Raw genomic sequence first — 16293 nt, 5'->3', positions numbered from 1 at the left:
TAACTGTATGTCTTCAAACAAATCAGGACAAACTGTTAAGGCGTGTTTCTTATTTATAAATCTATTAATTTTTGTTTTAGATATTGTGCTTATCTGTTACTAATGGCGATTTTTTTCAATCGTTCTCTCTGTTTTAATATCAGTTCTCCACGACCATAATATACGTCAGCAGGAGTTAGGTTATTTAAGGCCTCGTGATAACGTTCCAAACTCTTGGAGGGCTTCTTTTAGCTCTTCTGGTGAATAGTAATTGTTCAATTTGACCACATTTTTCATTGTTCTGTTGTATCTTTCAATTTTTCCCTGGGTCTGTGGATGAGCGGTTCTGCCATGGATCTGCTTCATTTCCTGTTCTTCGGTCAGATACCTGCCAAGATCCTTAGAGATATAGCACGATCCATTATCTGACAATAATTTAGGCTTAACCTTTGTCTTTAACTTCGCCTTTTCAATCGCTGTGTCTACATTGCGTATCACGTCCTCATGTTTCATTGATGGACAGAGCTCCCAATGTACAATGTAGGGGCTGTAGTCGTCCAATATGGTGCTTAAATAATAATCTCCCCAGCCTTTTATCCTGAAATAGGTAAAATCTGTCTGCCACATTTCATGTACAATACTGGTCTTACCCTTGAATTCATCGGATGCACTGATCAAAATATGGTATGGAGCGCTTATCAGTCCCTTGTTTTTAAGGATTCTGTAGACAGAGGATTCAGAAATAAAAATCTGATGTTCGTCTGTAATGTGACGAGCCAACTCAAGTGCCGATAAATCAACCTTATCCAGGGCAACCTTGACAACGAATTCTTTAATCTGCTCGGCTGTAATGATTCTGCGGGTACTACGACGTACATCCTTGATAAAATTCTCCGGGATTGTTTTTTTCGGTCTTCCCATCCTGAATAAAGTTAATGTTTTTTAGGAAAACACTCTCTTAGTTTTTAATAAATTATGTCCAAATTATGCTGACGATTTACAGTCCCGGTGAAAAAATTCTTTTTTACGATGATTTCGCGCAGGATGCCATCGGCGATTTCCCGGTACGCTGGAACACCAATGGAGGCGGTGAAATCGTTACGCTTAAAAACCAGTAGGGAAAATGGCTGAAAGTACCAGATAATTCGACCAGCTTCCTAGAATTAGATGGAAAGCTGCTGCAAAAATTTACCATAGAATTTGATTTACTTTATCCCGTATCGGGAGAAAGACCACCTGTTACGTTTGGGTTTTCGGAAGTGGTCAATCCTGCAAAAAACACGATCCAACACAAAAGTGTTTTTTACTTTCTAATTCCACCATCCGTGAAGGAGTTCGTCGGTTATTCCACCAGTTTATATTCGGGACGGGGAACGACTCAGGAATGTGCAGTTAATAAAATGGCAGGTAATAAAATTAGGGTGAGTATTGACGTAAACGGAAATCGTCTTCGCTTGTATTTGAATGATCAGAAGATGTTTGATCTGCCAAAGTGATTTGACAATAGCAGCTATCGCAACAACTTTTATTTTAGGGCATCACCTTTGATACCGAAACCCACAGATGCTTTTTACATAAGCAACCTTCGTATTGCTGAAGCAGGAATGGATGCCAGAAGTACGCTATTGAAAGAAGGGAAATATGTTACCTCGGGAATTTACTTTGCTACGGCTTCGGCAAGGATAGAGCCTGAATCGCACGGTGTATTTAAGGAAATAGCCGATATGAAGAAGAACAATTCTGTGAAAATTGAAATTATAGGACATACGGATAATCTAGGGAACGCTGTTGCTAACCAAAAGCTTTCGGAACAACGTGCCATAGCGGTAAAAACGTATCTGAACGAGACTTTTAATATCGACAGGAACAGGATATCGACGTCGGGAAAAGGAGCCATTGAGCTGGCTGTAAGCAATGCGACTGCCGAGGGAGAAGCTCAAAATCGACGGGTGGAATTTCTAACCTTGTGAATGCAACATACACAACAGTTTAACTTAAAAAACGTCAATTACGCGATATTTCATAGTAGCCTACTTTCTATTGCTTATTCAATCCATGTACGCACAGGAAAAAAAGAAAGTAGAGGTTTTTGAACAGCCTGAGAAAGCGAAACCTTTTGAACCAGACGATAAGATCTGTTTTGATTACAAAGTTAGCTTTAAAGGGAACTTTATCGGAAGAGATGCAACTGTATGTTTTTTAATCAATACAGAAATAGGTGCAATCTTGGGTTTTGGCTTTGATATCTATGGGAAGTCCGGTTACAATTATGATCTTAACAGCCCCAATTTTAATGCTTCTCTGCAGACACTTAAAGGAAATCTGTACTATTATTACAATGGTAGTGAGAAAATTCCGTGAAAAATGGAATTGGTCGGATCAAGTATCATGTACGAACCTCCAATACGGAGCCGGGAAGTAACGGAAGAATTCTTACTGGAAAGAAATTTCTATATAAGGATGAATTTCGGGAGTTTGCAGGTGGCGAGTTTAAGGGAAGAAAATATGTAGCGGATGATGGCTTTGCAATCTACCTACTTGATAACGATAATTTTCCGGAAACTTTTGAGTCTTTTCAATTTCTAGACGCCTATGGAATCGGGTTTCTTGAAATATCGAAGGGCAATTTCCTCATTTTGGGTTATGATGCAGACGGTAAAATTGGATCGGAAACGGTTTCTTTCCAGAAAGTAGCAGGGAGCAAATGTTTTCATGCGACACAGTTTAGAAAAGATGAGCACACCACGATGATCACTTATCTTGAAGAGAATGAAACCGAATCAGATGAAATCCAGAAGAGGATCAGTAAAGCTAAAAGGGTTGCTGAAACAAGTAAAAGCGATTGTGCGTCTTTAAAGTTGAAATTTCATGATGAAGAAAAGCGGCAAAACGATCAGCAGAAAGAGCAAATGCAATATTTGAAAAACGAAAAGGTAGATTATCAGAAAAAGCAGGATAAGCAGGCTTCTTTCTGAAAATACGAGGCATATGCTACGTTTAAAAAGCTCCGGATGGAAGCAGCATACAAGCTCTGTGAATTGCAGGAGTCGATCAGGAAGGATGCTTATAAAAATGATGCAGAAAAAGCTAAGGCATTCGAGAAAAAAAGCTGTCTTGAAGGTAAAGTCATCGATCTCGAAAAGTTAGAAGCAAAATGGGAGACAGCAAAAGCCGGTTATCGAAATAATAATGCAAGTCTCTAGGAAGAACAGCGAAGGATAATGCAGGAGACTATTGAGGTCATGAAAAAATACAAATGTGGTTAAATATGAAATATCCATGTAGCATAACTGCACAAACACGAATGAAAATAGTTTGGATCCGCCAGCTGGCGGATGACAATTAAAAGTCAAATTATTTACATATGAAAATGGTCCCAAAACTATGAGTTATGGGACCATCTGTGCTATAAAAAATCGTTTAATTCGAAGATGTAATTTTCAATCTACTCGCAGCGGCTTTATCAGTCAAAAATACCAGTGTCCCATTGATCGGAGCCAATAGTTGCGACGGGTATTCCTGTGGATTGCGTTCACCCTCTAATACCTCATACAAAGCATCGGTTTTCTTCTTACCGAATGTAAGTACGGCAATATTCTTGGCTTTATTAATGAGCGGTGCGGTTAAGGTGATACGATACATACTTTGAGGTTCTAGATAATAGGCATCTACCCACTTTTTGTCTTCATTAAGCACATCTGTGTGCGGAAATAAGGAGGCAGTGTGACCATCGTCTCCCATACCCAATAAGATGAGATCAAAAACTCCATCTTCACCCACAATAGCTTTTATTTCTGCCTCGTATTGTACAGCATGCTCCTCTGGTGATAATGTCTCAGAATACATCTTGTAGATATGATCCTTTGGGATTGGCACATAATTTAAGAGGGTGTCAAAAGCCATCTTGGTGTTGCTACGCTCATCGTCAAATGGTACCCAACGCTCATCACCCCAAAATACGAAAACCTTTTGCCAATCTATCAAAGCTTGATATTCCGAGGAGGCAAGTATTTTATGAAGAGCTATAGGAGATGAACCTCCAGTAAGTGCTACTGTAAATTTATCTTTTTCAGCTATAGCCTGTTTTGCGGTTGCAATGAATAATGTAGCAGCGGCTTCAATAAGTTGTTGTGTATTGTCAAATATCTGTATCAATTCTTCAAACTTTTAATATACGACTAGTGAAACTAAGAATTTTTATGGTGTGCGTTTACAGCCCATACATGACCGTTTTGAGCAACCAAGGCTTCTGCATTTTCAGGCCCCCAAGTGCCTGATGCATAGTTCGGAAAGTCAAGGGTATTTCTACTTTCCCATGCTTCCTGTATCGGTGTGATCACATCCCAAGCCTCTTCGACCTGATCCGAACGCATGAATAATGTCGCATCACCATTAAGAGCATCAAGCAGTAATGTCTCGTAGGCCTCTGGCGATTGGGTCGAACACGTATCGTAATCGAAAACCATCTCCGAAGGGTTCAATGCCATGGTCAAGCCTGGACGCTTGGTCATAAAGCGTAAACGGATATCCATCTGAGGTTGAATATTGATAGTTAGTTTGTTTGGCATCAAATTATCAACCTGACCATTGGAGAAGGTCGAGTGAGGAACAGGCTTAAATTGTATGGTGATCGAAGAGTGTTTCTCCTGCATACGTTTTCCCGTACGTAAGTAGAAAGGTACACCTTGCCAACGCCAATTATCCAAAAAGAACTTGACAGCAACAAAAGTTTCCGTGTTTGATTTTGGGTTTACACCTTCTTCATCCCGGTATCCTGGTACTTTTTTACCTTGTAACCAACCTTCGCCATACTGGCCTCTTACCGCATAACGTTGTACCTCCTCTGGTTTGATACGTCGTATCGCTCTTAATACATCAACTTTACGGTTACGTATCTCTTCAGATTTGAATGAAGCAGGAGCTTCCATAGCCACCATACATAATATCTGCAAGAGGTGGTTTTGAACCATATCTTTAAGTGCTCCCGCACTTTCGTAAAACCCGCCACGATTTTCTACACCAACTTGCTCAGCAACAGTTATCTGAACGGAATCAATAAAGTTTCTATTCCATAGGGGTTCAAATAATGCATTTCCAAATCGGAAAGCTAGGATATTCTGTACTGTTTCCTTACCTAAGTAATGATCTATTCTATAGATCTGTTTCTCCTGAAAGGTCTGCCTCAATAATTTATTCAAGGCAACTGCCGTCTCTTTATCGTTTCCGAATGGCTTTTCGATGACGATACGATCCTTATCAGGTAGGCTAGCTAGACCGGATTCATTGATATGTAGTGTCGCGGCTTCAATATAGCGAGGAGCGACTGATAGATAAAATAATCTATTTGCCCGTTCGCCCCACAATTCATCTAAAGCATCCAATTGGGCAGCTAAATCTTTGTAGGAATTGATATCTTCGATATTTGATTGAAAATAGGAAATATTAGGATTGAATGTTTCCCACTTTTGTTGCTCCGGTGCTCCAGTTCTTGAAAACTCGGTCAACCCTTCTTGCAGATGCTGCCTGTAAGATGCATTGTCAAGTTCCGTCCGACCTAATCCGATAATTGCGAATTTTTCAGGCATCCAATCGTCCAAAAACAAATTGTAAAAAGCAGGTATCAATTTACGCTTCGCCAAATCTCCCGTTCCTCCGAAAATAACAATAATGGAAGGTCTGGCTTTTTTACTAGTTTTCATTGTAATATTAAAAAGGTAATCAATTTATCTTAGTCCCATTGCGTATGAAACGAACCTTCACGATCGATACGTTCATACGTATGTGCGCCAAAGTAATCCCGTTGAGCTTGTATAATATTTGTAGGCATACGCTCCGAACGGTACGAATCGAAATAAGCCAAAGCATTCATATACGCTGCAAATGGAATACCGCAGTCTACCGCATATTTAACAATGTCCCTTGCGTTTGCTTGTTTCGAAGATACGTTTTGCGCTATAGTGTCATCCAGAAGAATGTTTCGTAAAGAAGGATTGCGATCATAGGCCTGTCTAAAGTCTTCTAAAGCTGCAGCACGGATAATACATCCTCCGCGCCATATTTTCGCAACCTGTTCTAAGTTCAATCCGTAGCTATAGGTTTCTGAAGCGATAGTAAGTTGAGCCAGTCCCTGTGCATAGGTATTTAACATGGCAAAATAGAAAGCATCTTTTAATTGCTCGATAACTAGATTTTCGTCTATGCTTTTTCCGGTTGCCGTCCAATTTAATTTTTTCGCTGCTTGTATACGTTCAGGTTTTAATTTTGACATATCACGCATAGTGACAGCGGCATCGATCACTGGTATCGGAGCCTGTAGATCCATAGCATTTTGTGATGTCCATTTACCGGTACCTTTGGATTTGGCCCAGTCCGAAATCACATTAACTAAACGCTGACCATCTTCATCAAATTTGTTCAGGATCTCTCCGGTAATTTCAACTAAGAAGGACTGTAATTCGGTACTATTCCAATCTGCGAATGTTTGTTGGATTTTAGCATCACTGATACCCAAGCCCCGCTTCATAAGATCATAAGTCTCTGCAATTAATTGCATGATACCATACTCGATCCCATTATGAACCATTTTGACATAGTTTCCAGCAGAACCATTCCCTAAGTAAGCAACACAAGGTTCACCATTTACTTTGGCCGTTACTGCTTCGAAAATTGGGCGTAAACGCTCGTAGGCATTTTTGTCCCCTCCTGGCATTAAGCTAGGACCGAAACGTGCACCCTTCTCACCTCCTGATATACCCATTCCGAAGAAGTGTATGTTCTTTTGAGATAACTCTAAGAAACGACGATCTGTGTCTGGAAAATAAGAGTTACCGCCATCGATGATAATATCACCCTTTTCAAGATGAGGAAGTAGACTTGCTATTGCACCATCAACAGGTTTGCCAGCGGGAACCAAAAGCATGATTGCCCGAGGTCTGCGGATCAACTGCGTGAATTCCTCTACCTGAGTTGTTGCTTTTACGCGTTGGTTGTCATTAATTTCTTCTTGTAAGGATTGTACTTTAGCAGAGTCTAGGTCCAGTCCTGCTACGGCAAATTTGTTGTCGGCCATGTTTAGAAGGAGATTTCTTCCCATAACACCTAGACCGACTATACCAAAATCATATAATTCCATAAAATTTTTATCTGTTGATGCAGATTTTTATCGTTTCGATCGTACTAACTTAATGAGAGAGAATTTGCATCAGATAGCTCCCTCTAATTAATCATCAAAGATATAAATCTTTTCGTTGAAAATACCTGTTTTTTACTCCTTTCGAGGTCGGGGGATCGACTATAATGTTTTTGTTTCTTGAGGCAGAAATCATTTCTGTATACCTTTCCTGAATCAACATCGTGTTTTGTTATAACTAAACGTTATACCCTATGGGATTTTATCGTTTTCTTTTCAGCTGTATAGCCCTGTACTTTGTATAAAAATAGTTGCTATATGAAATATCCATGTAGCAGAACTGCACAAACACCAATGACCGCGGAGCAGTATGCACACCAACAGTAATAAATTCGTGTATAATGTAATTACTTCCTGAGCTCGTTATACTCGGTTTGGATATTCCATATGGCCGTTTTAAAAAAAATATATACTAATGAATAATCGCATGTTTTTCCGAAAGGATATATTTAAGAAGAGTCTATCTGTTCACGAGCTTATTTTTGTCAGTTTAGGCTTTTTGTGTTTATCGCCGCTAATATCGCCGCCAATAGCATTATTGATCGGAATTCTTACAGCGCAATGGCTGGGCAATCCATTTCCAGATTTTACACACAAACTTACCCATATTTTATTACAGGTATCTGTCGTAGGACTGGGGTTTGGTATGGACGTAGAGTCGGCAATTCATGCCAGCAAAAGTGGTTTTATTTTAACGGTTATTTCCTTGTTCGCCATACTGTTTCTAGGTTATTTTATAGGTCGGTTGTTACGTATAGATAGGAAAATAGCTTTTTTGATTACCGTAGGGACAGCAATATGCGGGGGGAGTGCTATTGCTGCAATGTCTCCCGTGATAAAGGCCAAGGAAGGACAGATTAGTGTAGCATTGGCTACTATTTTTATTTTAAATTCCATTGCGTTATTTGTTTTCCCTATAGTTGGACATTTCTTTAACCTTTCACAAGAACAGTTTGGTCTTTGGAGTGCAGTGGCTATTCAGGATACCAGTTCTGTTGTCGGTGCAGCGAGCAAATATGGCGAGGAGGCGCTGCAGATTGCTACCTCAGTCAAGTTGACACGTGCACTGTGGATCATACCTGTTACATTTTTTAGCGCTTTGGTTTTTAAAAGCAAGGGAAACCGTATACAGGTCCCTTACTTTATCGGCCTCTTTGTATTAGCTATTATTGGCAATACTTATGTCGCTCCTCTACACAAGATCGCTCCTTATATCGTGTACATGTCCAAAAGTGGACTTACAGCAGTATTGTTTTTAATCGGAGCTGGGCTTTCTGCCAAAGTGATAAAGTCTGTAGGTCCTAAACCATTTATTTTGGGACTTGTACTATGGGGACTGATAGCTATACCATCCTTGTTATTTATCCTTTGTTTTTTTGCTAAATGTTAGATGTAGATATTGTATATTTATATACTCTTTTACATGTACAAAAAATGTCAGTAACAAATCCTGTAGTATTTTTCGAAATACCGATAAAGGATTTAGATCGTGTCGAATCTTTCTATTCCAATGTCTTTGGTTTTATCTTTGAAAGGGAGCTGATAGATGATTATGAGATGGCATTATTTCCTTTTACAGACTCGAAGGGAGGAGTATCAGGTTCTTTGGCTAAAGGACATGTATCTGTACCGAGTAAAAACCGGGCTATCCTCTATTTTAAGACGAAAGATATTGATGATAGGGATTCGTAAAGCAGAGGAACAGGGGCAAGTGTATTGTATACCAAGACGGCCAAAGATAAATACGGTTTCTTCGTTGCCGAAATTGAAGATTCAGAAGGAAACAGAATTGCTTTGCATCAAGAGTTTTAACGTCTAATGGATCTTAGATCTGAAATAAATTCATCAACTACCTTTTCTGGGGTAGCCCAAGAAGTTATCAAACGTACGGCGGAATGTTGATTATCGACTCTCTTCCATTCAAAAAATAGGTATTTCTTAAGTAGTTCATCAATAATGTGTCTAGGTAGAATTGGGAAGATCTGATTTGTCGTCGAAGGGGTCAAAAAAATGAATTCTTCTTCTGTCGCGGCCTTTACGATTTTCATCGCCATTTTGTTAGCATGATCTGCCAATTCAAAGTAAAGCCCCTCCCGAAATAATTCGAGAAACTGAATACCTAATATTCTTCCTTTTGCCAATAAGGCACCCTTTTGTTTTAATGCGTAGTCAAAATCAGGATAGAGCATAGGATCATTGAAGATTACCGCCTCACCCAATAAAGCCCCGTTTTTCGTTGCTCCGATATAGAATACATCGGTCAATCGACTGATGTCAACCATTGTTAGGTCATTATCTGATGCCATGAGTGCATTTCCTATCCGTGCACCATCTAGGAATAAGAGAAGTCCCTCTTGTCGGCAATAGCGTGATAATGTCTCTAATTCATCTTTATAATATATTGTTCCGATCTCTGTCGAATTGGAAATATAAACTACTCTTGGTTTAACAACATGCGGTCTTAAGGTATGGTTTTCTATGATAACTTTGATATCAGTTGGTTTAAGCTTGCCATCCTCTGTTGTTACTGTAATAACTCGGTGTCCAGTAGCCTCGATAGCTCCAGCTTCATGAGCAAAAATATGTCCCGATAGTGCGCTGATGACTGCTTCATGAGATTTCAACAGACAAGATAATACCAACAGATTCGTCTGTGTACCTCCAGATAAGAAATAAACTTCAGCATTGGGATTTTCAATCTCTTTTTTAAGAATTTCTTTAGCTTCTAAACTAAATGCATCGTCTCCATAGCCCAGTTGTTGTACAAGGTTGGTTGAGGCAAGTTTATTTAAAATATTTGGGTGCGTTCCTTCTGAATAGTCGTTCTTAAAGTTATACATGTTAGAATTCGCTTTGACCGGATAAGCACAAATATAGAAAGATAGCTTTACAGTTGTCTAGTCCAGAATAGAAATAAACTAGGATATCGTTAAGAATCTTTTATAGTGATCCCAATATGCTTCTGGAAGGGTAGAGGTCGTTTTTAACCAAAATTGTTCTCTGATTTTAGTTTTTGATTCCTGATCTTTATTTTCAAAATTACCTTTTAATAATAGATACAGTTCAAAAAAAAGTTGTAAAAACTGTTGGTCTGTTTTTGCACATTTCAGGTTGATACAATCACCATATACATAATATATAACAACTTCTCCTGACGGGATATGATACCCCAAACGATCACCTATAGTATCCCAACCGAAGAATATATAATCTCCATATACTTCAGGTTCTGGATCAAAAGTGATATCAAAAATGTTTAACCTGGAGACATCGAAATTGTAAATAAGATTTAATATTTCATTTCCATAGTCTTTGTAGTTAGTTTTTAAATCTGAAATTTGAGCATCACTTAAAATGTTATTTAATAATTCGGTCTCAAATTTGTCTTGCAGATTTGAAATTTGAGGCTGGTTTGCTCTGATGTTAAGCACAAATTCTTTTGCCGTCATAGTTGTAAATTAATCTTTGTGTCTAATCTTTTGTATCTCTTATAATTTTCCCCAATACAAAAGTGACGCTTTATTTTAAATAAAATTTACGGGAATCCGTATTTCGTTCTGTTGAAATTGAAACAATGTGATTTCATGCGGTTGATCTATGTTAATTTCAAGAATAACTTGTTTTCAGCGTGATCGTACCATTCAGCTCGTAGCGAACTGAAAACAGCACTGTCCCTCCGGGTATGATCTGCTCTGTACATATTGCTTCGGAGCAAACCTTCAAAGGTGCAGCCTAGACTCAATAGGGCTTGTATACTACGTTTGTTTTCATTATCGGCTTTAAATTGTATGCGTTCCATGTGGAGTGTATCAAAAGCAAATTTTAACAATAGATATTTAGCATGTTTGTTCAGACCTGTTCCCTGAAATTTCTTACCGTACCAAGTATAGCCGATGGAGCATACCTTTTGGTTTAGATCTATTTCATACAATCGGGTAGAACCCGCTGTTTCTCTTTGTTGTTTGTCAAAAACGATAAACGCATGTTCTTTACCCTCTTTCTTCTTTTGCAAGGTATTAGCGATGTAAGTAGCCATTTTTTGCTTGCTTGTAGGTTGCTCCAATGAGAATTTCCAGATTTCAGGCTCGTGATCTGAAAACTGAGCCAGATCATCCAAGTGGATCTCGGAAAGTGTATGTAAGGCAATCCTTTCATTTTCGAGGATATATCTTTCTTGCAAAGATTGGTCTTTGGGCTCTGTCTTCATGTCTTTCTGCTACTAATGTTATATTATTCCTTTTTTAAGTCTTTGAGTAGGACGCGGCCAAAATAGAAGATAAGGATCGCTCCAAGTGCTAGACATACGGTCAGGATGATCCTATCATAGTTCTCTTTTTTCGTAGGTGTATTTTTAGAGAGTTCCTCCACTTTGTCTAGCTTGGCAAGAGGTAAGTCAGATGATAGATTGAGGGCGATTGGTATCTCTTGTGATAAAAACTCTGGTAATGGAGGAGGAGTCGGTACGATTTTTTCTATCAGATTCTCTTCCCTGATTAACGGTACTCGGTCTGGCTAGGCCTTCTCTCAATCCCTTGATTTCTTCTTTCTGCCTATTTAGTAAGTATACCATAACGGTAAATCCAAGTACAATCAATAATATTTCCATAAACTAGGGTTTCGTTTCAGCTTTCGTGCTAAAATCGTACCAAGGTGCAAAAACTTATGAATGACTTTTTACTTGCCAAATAATTTTCAAAAGAACCCTTTTCCCTCTTTTCCGAGATGCCAAGAGATAATTGTTCCACAGATTAGATTAAAAGCACTTCTCTGCAGAAAGATGATTTGATATCTTTGTTTTTTCATAAATAAGCAAATTTGGTGAAATCAATACAAGTAGCAGTAATTAGTGATATCCATGGTAATCTTACAGCGTTAGAACATGTTCTAACCGATATTTGTCAAAAAGGGATACCGCAAATATATTGTTTAGGTGATTTGGTAGACTTTGCACCTTGGGGCAATGAAGTGATTTTTCTACTTAAACAGAGGGAGATCCCTTGCTTACTGGGCAATCACGATGAGCTTATTGCTTTTGATTATCCGGTGGTACCTTTGACACATCATGATGCGGTAGAGACGGCAAATCGTGATATTGCGATTGCATTCTCCAAACGGACTATTTCTCGGGAAAATAAGTTATGGCTTTCAAACCTTCCTTTTGAGCTTTCTCTGACATTTAAAATAGACGGTATATTCAAGCGTGTTTTATTAGTGCATGCAACCCCAGCAGTAATGAAGAATACCTATTTGAAGAAGATGATAAAGGAGCTATATTATCGGAATTAGCAAGGAGAGGCATGGACGTCCTCGTCATGGGGCATACCCATCATTCCTACATACAGAAATTCCCTGAAGCTCTTTTGGTCAATTGTGGGTCGGTAGGTCGTAGTAAGGAAGCGGATAGGAAAGCGACATACACCATTTTGACTATTTCTGCTGATGGCATAATCGCTGAAATTCACAAAGTGGAATATCCGAAACACGCTGTAGCAAATGCTATCTACAATAGTGAGATTCCTGATTTCTATGTCAATTTCTTATTGAAATCATGATTTTCTATCACAGATCTCCTTTTTGAGTTTCATGTAATGATCTTTGTCATCGTCTTCTCCCAAGAGGAATCCCCATGGTTTTAATTCTAAGATACGGTCAAAGACAATTTTACAGATCTCAAGGATGGGAATGGCCAAGAACATTCCTGATATTCCCCATAGTAACTCTCCGAAAAAGATAGCCATCATAGCTACCATGGAGTTTACCTGAACTTTAGAACACTCCTAAATTCGGGGAGAGGTCATAATACTGATTAACGTACAGGCTAATTTGATGTAAAAAGGGAGAGTTAAGAATTTCGTCATATCCACAATTTGATTTTAGAGAACAAATATCAAACCAATAAAGTCTGAAATAAAAATCAGAAAATAATATGGAATTACAAATCAAAGACTCTTGATCATTTGCTGAAAATATATTTTCGTAAATTAGAGGAATGGATTGTTAATGAACAAACATGATGATTACAAGTAGAAGGAAATATGGAACAGTTTTCGTTAAAACGTATGTCTTCAGAACAATGGGAAGATTATCAATTTGTGTATATATACTGGATTTGGTTAATTTGTATTCTTAAATTTTTATATATCTATGAAGCAGTTCCGTTTTATTATTTTTTTATTAGCTAGTTTATTTTTTATTGCTTGTCAATCTACCAGTCCAGATAAATTTTTTGGACAAGTGGTACTCAACACAAATCTGATTGCCGATTTTGATCCGGCAACTTTTGGCAAACGTCTTCAACAAGAGACGGTCGAATTCCCTGATATCCCATCTAGTAAGAAGAATGGAGATGAAGCACAACAGATTGTCAATCTGAAAGTCCTAACGGTAGAGAAGGCCATCAAAGACATCAAGGGGTTAACGGTATCGGATGATGACGCAAAGGCTTTGCAAGAGCAATCTATTCAATTATTTGAAGCGGTACTTCCCGTTTATAAAAATGAATACGCAGCTTACGCGAAGCTTTGCGATACCAAGGGGACGGATGAAGAAAAACAACAAATTATTGAAACAATTGAAAAGGAATACTTGCCTAAAGTAGATGGTTTGTTCGAGAATGTTTATGGTTTAGGAAAGAAATATGCCGATAAGCATCAATTGAATGTTAAATGGGGGTATTAGAAAATAAAAACTTCGTTTGATTGAATATAAAGCCACTAAAGAGCATACTTTAGTGGCTTTGTTTCGCTAATTATTTAGCGGAGAAAGTTTCCGTACCAATGTCCGGATGCTTTGATAATACGTTGCTGCGTTTTAAAATCAACATGTACCAGTCCAAATCGGGGATGATATCCTTCGGCCCATTCAAAGTTGTCTAAGAAAGTCCAGACAAAATAGCCTTTAATATTTACACCTTCATTTTTCGCGCGGAATACCTGTTCGATAACATCTTTTAGGTATTGTGTCCTTTGTAAATCATCGACACGGCCATCTTCAACTAGATCCTTAAATGCCGCCCCATTTTCGGTGATAATAAGCGGAGGAATATTAGGGTAAGCATCAAATTTCTTAAGTATATGATACATCGATTCAGGATAGATTTCCCAGTTCATAGCCGTTGTTTCAACCTTTCGTTTTTTTGCACTTACAATCTTAGCACGTAAGAAGGGAACAAATAGCGAATGCCGTATCACCTCTCGGGTGTAATTCTGTACACCAATAAAGTCCATATCAAATTTTAAATCCGTATCGTCGCCCTGTTTCATATAGCGTTCGATTCGATTTAAGACCTTGATCTCTTGAGTAGGGTATCCCATTCCCAATAGAGGCTCAATGAAATAGCGATTGAGCAGTACATCTGCTTTTCTCGCGGCAATGATGTCTCTTTCCTTCGTAGAGTAAGGTTCGACATGGGAGCAGGAGAAGGTCGTGCCGACATAACTTTCTTTTTGCAGTGATTTGATGATTCTGCCTCCGTGGGCTTGAGCCAATGCTGCATGATGCGCCGCAGCTAGAAAGTTGTTCAAGCCTTTTCTACCAGGTGCGTGTACTCCAAAAAAATAACCCGCAGCTGTAAATACAGTAGGCTCATTGAGGACTATCCAGTTTTTTACACGATCGCCAAAATACTTGACACAGAGAGCCACATACTCGCCAAACCAATCTTTTACATCTCGGTTTGTCCAGCCACCCTTTTCTTCGAGTGTATGGGGGAGGTCCCAGTGATATAGTGTAACCCAAGGAGTGATTCCCAAGCTTAGCGAATAATTGATAAGTCTATTGTAAAAATCGATACCAGCCTGATTTACGTTTCCTATCCCATCGGGTTGTATTCTGCTCCAAGCAATAGAAAATCTATAGTTAGGAATATGCATACTCCGCATCAGTTTCAGGTCATCTTCATACCGATAGTAGAAATCGCAAGCGATATTGCCATGCTGATTATGTACAATTTTATTTTTCTTTTGGACAAAAATATCCCAGATAGAGGGACCTTTTGCATCATGGTCATGCGCTCCTTCTATTTGATAAGCTGCGGTAGAAACACCCCAAATAAAATTCTTACCAAAAGTGTTTTTAGTTATTAACATCTATTTCAATTTGTTCGATTAGCTTCTGTGTGACCGAAGTGGCGAATAAAATGAGCTGAACCGGGCTAAAAATAGACGATAGACAACGTTCTGAAAAAAGTAGATTATTGTTTTCATGGCCATGTAAATTTATTAATCCTGTTTTGGAATAATGTTTACATAAATCTACTGGTTTTCTGTTAATTGTATATTATGTAAAGATTAAGATTATGCGAAGAAATCAGAAACTATAGAATTTCTATTCCCAGTTTTGCCAGTGCTTTAGTTCCTGGCGTACCTTTTGAATTCTCCGTTATTAAGGTGTGCATACAGTCTGTCTGGGCTACAAAATAGGGGGATTCACTATTTATTTTGTCCGAAGTACATAACCCCACGGTTTTGATGCTGTGACTCATCATCGCTAGCTTTATTTCTGCGTCTTCCAGGTCCTTGCAGGAAACGTTATCTGGGGCAATGCTGCATATTCCTAAAAAGTAGATATCCACTTTAAATTTAGCAATACCTTGCAGTGTCTCGTTGCCGTAGGTTGCAAACGAAGTTTTATTGAGCTTTCCGCCTAAAAAAATAAGCTCCGCAGTAGGATGATCTTCAATAGCATTAGCGACGGGAAAACTATTGGTGATGATTGTTACTTTTAAGTCTAGAGGTAGAATTTTAGCTAATTCTAAAACAGATGTTCCGCCGTCAAAGAATAGCACTTGTCCACTTTTGATGAGTGATACTGCTTTCTGTGCGATAATTTTCTTTTGATCGATATCGGTATTCTCCCGATCCCGATAATGATGGGGAATACGGGATACAGATACTGCCCCACCACGAACGGCACGTAGTAAGCCTTTGTTGTCAAGTTCTTTGATATCTCGTCTTATTGTATCCTCTGAAACAGCTAGTTTTTTAGATAGCGATTGAAAGGAAGACGAGCCATTGGTAACGGTCTCTTTAACAATAATATTATGACGATCCTCTTTTAACATAAGGCAAACCTACATAAATTCAATATTGTACGCAATATAATCGCGCGGTAATGTAAAATTGATA

General features: G+C 38.6%; 21 protein-coding genes. 10 read left to right on the top strand and 11 right to left on the bottom strand.

Annotated features, from left to right (window positions below):
- Positions 1 to 180 precede the first annotated feature (180 nt).
- On the bottom strand, positions 181 to 900 hold the full coding sequence (locus G7B18_RS04325) for a DDE-type integrase/transposase/recombinase (protein ID WP_164122122.1): 720 nt from the start codon (positions 898 to 900) through the stop codon (positions 181 to 183).
- Positions 901 to 965: 65 nt separating this feature from the next.
- On the opposite strand from G7B18_RS04325, the gene G7B18_RS19200 reads away from it, so the two are divergent.
- From G7B18_RS19200 to G7B18_RS04305, 5 genes are all read left to right on the top strand, one after another.
- Positions 966 to 1097 (top strand): hypothetical protein, encoded by a 132-nt coding sequence (locus G7B18_RS19200; protein ID WP_262886611.1) that lies wholly within the window; start codon positions 966 to 968, stop codon positions 1095 to 1097.
- 426 nt (positions 1098 to 1523) lie between these two features.
- Complete coding sequence (locus G7B18_RS04320) at positions 1524 to 1949, top strand: OmpA family protein (protein WP_164108186.1); 426 nt, start codon at positions 1524 to 1526, stop codon at positions 1947 to 1949.
- 85 nt (positions 1950 to 2034) lie between these two features.
- Entirely contained in the window at positions 2035 to 2340 is a 306-nt protein-coding gene (locus tag G7B18_RS04315) for a hypothetical protein (protein ID WP_164108187.1), read from the top strand.
- Positions 2337 to 2954 carry a hypothetical protein gene (locus tag G7B18_RS04310; protein WP_164122121.1) on the top strand — a complete coding sequence of 206 codons (618 nt, stop codon included), beginning with the start codon at positions 2337 to 2339 and terminating at the stop codon, positions 2952 to 2954. The genes G7B18_RS04315 and G7B18_RS04310 overlap by 4 nt, the downstream gene beginning before the upstream one ends.
- Positions 2955 to 2990: 36 nt before the next feature.
- Positions 2991 to 3182, top strand: a complete 192-nt coding sequence (locus G7B18_RS04305) for a hypothetical protein (protein ID WP_164108189.1) — start codon at positions 2991 to 2993, stop codon at positions 3180 to 3182.
- Between the two features lie 217 nt (positions 3183 to 3399).
- Here G7B18_RS04305 and pgl read toward each other — a convergent pair whose 3' ends face one another.
- The 3 genes from pgl to gndA are packed head-to-tail and all read right to left on the bottom strand — an operon-like array spanning position 3400 to position 7111.
- Positions 3400 to 4134 (bottom strand): 6-phosphogluconolactonase, encoded by a 735-nt coding sequence (pgl, locus tag G7B18_RS04300; protein ID WP_164122120.1) that lies wholly within the window; start codon positions 4132 to 4134, stop codon positions 3400 to 3402.
- A gap of 32 nt (positions 4135 to 4166) precedes the next feature.
- Positions 4167 to 5678: a glucose-6-phosphate dehydrogenase gene (zwf, locus tag G7B18_RS04295; RefSeq protein WP_164108191.1), complete on the bottom strand. Its 1512-nt coding sequence runs from the start codon at positions 5676 to 5678 to the stop codon at positions 4167 to 4169.
- 29 nt (positions 5679 to 5707) lie between these two features.
- Positions 5708 to 7111: an NADP-dependent phosphogluconate dehydrogenase gene (gndA, locus tag G7B18_RS04290; protein ID WP_164108192.1), complete on the bottom strand. Its 1404-nt coding sequence runs from the start codon at positions 7109 to 7111 to the stop codon at positions 5708 to 5710.
- Between the two features lie 472 nt (positions 7112 to 7583).
- On the opposite strand from gndA, the gene G7B18_RS04285 reads away from it, so the two are divergent.
- Together G7B18_RS04285 and G7B18_RS04280 are read left to right on the top strand one after the other, a co-directional pair.
- Positions 7584 to 8558, top strand: a complete 975-nt coding sequence (locus tag G7B18_RS04285) for a YeiH family protein (RefSeq protein WP_205600161.1) — start codon at positions 7584 to 7586, stop codon at positions 8556 to 8558.
- A gap of 44 nt (positions 8559 to 8602) precedes the next feature.
- Positions 8603 to 8860 (top strand): VOC family protein, encoded by a 258-nt coding sequence (locus tag G7B18_RS04280; RefSeq protein ID WP_240452768.1) that lies wholly within the window; start codon positions 8603 to 8605, stop codon positions 8858 to 8860.
- A gap of 116 nt (positions 8861 to 8976) precedes the next feature.
- On the opposite strand, the gene G7B18_RS04275 is transcribed toward G7B18_RS04280, so the two are convergent.
- The 4 genes from G7B18_RS04275 to G7B18_RS04260 form a co-directional block, all read right to left on the bottom strand.
- Positions 8977 to 10008: a threonine aldolase family protein gene (locus G7B18_RS04275; RefSeq protein WP_164122119.1), complete on the bottom strand. Its 1032-nt coding sequence runs from the start codon at positions 10006 to 10008 to the stop codon at positions 8977 to 8979.
- 78 nt (positions 10009 to 10086) lie between these two features.
- Positions 10087 to 10617 (bottom strand): hypothetical protein, encoded by a 531-nt coding sequence (locus tag G7B18_RS04270; RefSeq protein WP_164108194.1) that lies wholly within the window; start codon positions 10615 to 10617, stop codon positions 10087 to 10089.
- A 146-nt stretch (positions 10618 to 10763) separates the two neighbouring features.
- Positions 10764 to 11375: a GNAT family N-acetyltransferase gene (locus G7B18_RS04265; RefSeq protein ID WP_164108195.1), complete on the bottom strand. Its 612-nt coding sequence runs from the start codon at positions 11373 to 11375 to the stop codon at positions 10764 to 10766.
- A gap of 186 nt (positions 11376 to 11561) precedes the next feature.
- Positions 11562 to 11774 carry a hypothetical protein gene (locus G7B18_RS04260; RefSeq protein WP_164108196.1) on the bottom strand — a complete coding sequence of 71 codons (213 nt, stop codon included), beginning with the start codon at positions 11772 to 11774 and terminating at the stop codon, positions 11562 to 11564.
- A 212-nt stretch (positions 11775 to 11986) separates the two neighbouring features.
- Between G7B18_RS04260 and G7B18_RS19195 the strand changes: the two genes are divergently transcribed.
- A complete protein-coding gene (locus G7B18_RS19195) occupies positions 11987 to 12454 on the top strand; it encodes a metallophosphoesterase family protein (RefSeq protein ID WP_262886551.1) in 468 nt (155 codons plus the stop codon).
- 11 nt (positions 12455 to 12465) lie between these two features.
- Positions 12466 to 12720 carry a metallophosphoesterase family protein gene (locus G7B18_RS19190; protein ID WP_262886550.1) on the top strand — a complete coding sequence of 85 codons (255 nt, stop codon included), beginning with the start codon at positions 12466 to 12468 and terminating at the stop codon, positions 12718 to 12720.
- Here G7B18_RS19190 and G7B18_RS19065 read toward each other — a convergent pair.
- Positions 12715 to 12909: a hypothetical protein gene (locus G7B18_RS19065; protein WP_164108197.1), complete on the bottom strand. Its 195-nt coding sequence runs from the start codon at positions 12907 to 12909 to the stop codon at positions 12715 to 12717. The two genes, G7B18_RS19190 and G7B18_RS19065, sit on opposite strands and share 6 nt — an antisense overlap.
- A gap of 403 nt (positions 12910 to 13312) precedes the next feature.
- On the opposite strand from G7B18_RS19065, the gene G7B18_RS04245 reads away from it, so the two are divergent.
- A complete protein-coding gene (locus tag G7B18_RS04245) occupies positions 13313 to 13846 on the top strand; it encodes a hypothetical protein (protein ID WP_164122118.1) in 534 nt (177 codons plus the stop codon).
- A gap of 74 nt (positions 13847 to 13920) precedes the next feature.
- Here G7B18_RS04245 and G7B18_RS04240 read toward each other — a convergent pair whose 3' ends face one another.
- Positions 13921 to 15255, bottom strand: coding sequence for a GH1 family beta-glucosidase (locus tag G7B18_RS04240; RefSeq protein WP_164108199.1), 1335 nt, complete (start codon positions 15253 to 15255; stop codon positions 13921 to 13923).
- Positions 15256 to 15482: 227 nt separating this feature from the next.
- Positions 15483 to 16229 carry a DeoR/GlpR family DNA-binding transcription regulator gene (locus tag G7B18_RS04235; RefSeq protein WP_164108200.1) on the bottom strand — a complete coding sequence of 249 codons (747 nt, stop codon included), beginning with the start codon at positions 16227 to 16229 and terminating at the stop codon, positions 15483 to 15485.
- Positions 16230 to 16293 lie beyond the last annotated feature (64 nt).

The sequence above is a fragment of the Sphingobacterium sp. xlx-130 genome, assembly GCF_011007405.1.
In the GTDB taxonomy this organism is placed as follows: Bacteria; Bacteroidota; Bacteroidia; order Sphingobacteriales; family Sphingobacteriaceae; genus Sphingobacterium; species Sphingobacterium luzhongxinii.
This window is presented reverse-complemented; position numbering and strand designations above follow the sequence as displayed.

Coding starts and splice junctions, on each gene's coding strand:
- G7B18_RS04315 (WP_164108187.1), top strand. CDS start 2,035: ATGTACGCACAGGAAAAAAAGAAAGTAGAGGTTTTTGAACAGCCTGAG.
- G7B18_RS04270 (WP_164108194.1), bottom strand. CDS start 10,617: ATGACGGCAAAAGAATTTGTGCTTAACATCAGAGCAAACCAGCCTCAA.
- zwf (WP_164108191.1), bottom strand. CDS start 5,678: ATGAAAACTAGTAAAAAAGCCAGACCTTCCATTATTGTTATTTTCGGA.
- G7B18_RS04235 (WP_164108200.1), bottom strand. CDS start 16,229: ATGTTAAAAGAGGATCGTCATAATATTATTGTTAAAGAGACCGTTACC.
- G7B18_RS04260 (WP_164108196.1), bottom strand. CDS start 11,774: ATGGAAATATTATTGATTGTACTTGGATTTACCGTTATGGTATACTTA.
- gndA (WP_164108192.1), bottom strand. CDS start 7,111: ATGGAATTATATGATTTTGGTATAGTCGGTCTAGGTGTTATGGGAAGA.
- G7B18_RS04305 (WP_164108189.1), top strand. CDS start 2,991: ATGGAAGCAGCATACAAGCTCTGTGAATTGCAGGAGTCGATCAGGAAG.
- G7B18_RS04325 (WP_164122122.1), bottom strand. CDS start 900: ATGGGAAGACCGAAAAAAACAATCCCGGAGAATTTTATCAAGGATGTA.
- G7B18_RS04275 (WP_164122119.1), bottom strand. CDS start 10,008: ATGTATAACTTTAAGAACGACTATTCAGAAGGAACGCACCCAAATATT.
- G7B18_RS04285 (WP_205600161.1), top strand. CDS start 7,584: ATGAATAATCGCATGTTTTTCCGAAAGGATATATTTAAGAAGAGTCTA.
- G7B18_RS04265 (WP_164108195.1), bottom strand. CDS start 11,375: ATGAAGACAGAGCCCAAAGACCAATCTTTGCAAGAAAGATATATCCTC.
- G7B18_RS04240 (WP_164108199.1), bottom strand. CDS start 15,255: ATGTTAATAACTAAAAACACTTTTGGTAAGAATTTTATTTGGGGTGTT.
- G7B18_RS04280 (WP_240452768.1), top strand. CDS start 8,603: ATGTCAGTAACAAATCCTGTAGTATTTTTCGAAATACCGATAAAGGAT.
- G7B18_RS19065 (WP_164108197.1), bottom strand. CDS start 12,909: ATGATGGCTATCTTTTTCGGAGAGTTACTATGGGGAATATCAGGAATG.
- G7B18_RS04245 (WP_164122118.1), top strand. CDS start 13,313: ATGAAGCAGTTCCGTTTTATTATTTTTTTATTAGCTAGTTTATTTTTT.
- G7B18_RS19200 (WP_262886611.1), top strand. CDS start 966: ATGCTGACGATTTACAGTCCCGGTGAAAAAATTCTTTTTTACGATGAT.
- G7B18_RS19190 (WP_262886550.1), top strand. CDS start 12,466: ATGGACGTCCTCGTCATGGGGCATACCCATCATTCCTACATACAGAAA.